1 pseudogene is annotated in these 238 nt (G+C 59.2%); it reads left to right on the forward strand.

The window, feature by feature from the left end:
- Nucleotides 1-74 precede the first annotated feature (74 nt).
- Nucleotides 75-238, forward strand: a pseudogene (locus ACQ4LH_RS22280) (hypothetical protein); the annotation flags it as partial.

A 238-nucleotide genomic window follows, 5' to 3' on the forward strand; every position in this document is an offset into this window, starting at 1 on the left:
CTCTCCGTTCTTCTCTTGTGCTCCGAGATGTTTATAAAAGACAGCCTCTGCAGCGCCTGTCCACCGGAACACGCATCACCAGCGCCAAGGACGATGCCGCCGGGCTGCAAATCTCCAACCGTCCGACCTCGCACTGTCTCTTATCCACATCGCTGCAGCGCCTGTCCACCGGAAAACGCATCAACAGCGCCAAGGACGATGCCGCCGGGCTGCAAATCTCCAACCGTCTGACCTCGCA

Origin of the sequence: Pseudomonas peli, from assembly GCF_050563605.1 — a bacterium.
Classification (GTDB): Bacteria; Pseudomonadota; Gammaproteobacteria; order Pseudomonadales; family Pseudomonadaceae; genus Aquipseudomonas; species Aquipseudomonas peli_A.